General features: G+C 56.2%; 1 protein-coding gene. It reads right to left on the bottom strand.

The features are described 5' to 3' along the window. Positions 1 to 297 (bottom strand): IS30 family transposase (locus HMPREF2726_RS00940; RefSeq protein WP_148132444.1); only part of this gene is annotated, 297 nt, incomplete at both ends.

Genomic DNA, 297 nt, shown 5'->3' with positions numbered 1-297 from the left:
GATGGTGTCGGCCTCCCAATCGCCGATGCGGGTTTTCTGGTCGACGATAGCAGGTCGGTTTTCTATGCCGACGCGGTCGGGCACTTTGCCTCTGGTCCATGTGCTGCCGTAGCGTTTGCGGTAGGGTTTGCTGCATATTCTGAGATGTTGCCACAAAGTGCCGCCGTTGCTTTTGTCTTGGCGGAGGTAGCGGTAAACGGTACTGTGATGGAGCGTGATCCCGTAGTGTTTGCGCAGGTAGGCGCACACTTGTTCGGGACTGAGTTTGCGGCGGATAAGGGTGTCGATGTGTTGAAT

Origin of the sequence: Neisseria sp. HMSC074B07 (assembly GCF_001810355.1) — a bacterium.
In the GTDB taxonomy this organism is placed as follows: domain Bacteria; phylum Pseudomonadota; class Gammaproteobacteria; order Burkholderiales; family Neisseriaceae; genus Neisseria.
Note: the sequence above shows the minus strand (reverse complement) of the source record. Positions and strands in the feature narration are given on the sequence as shown.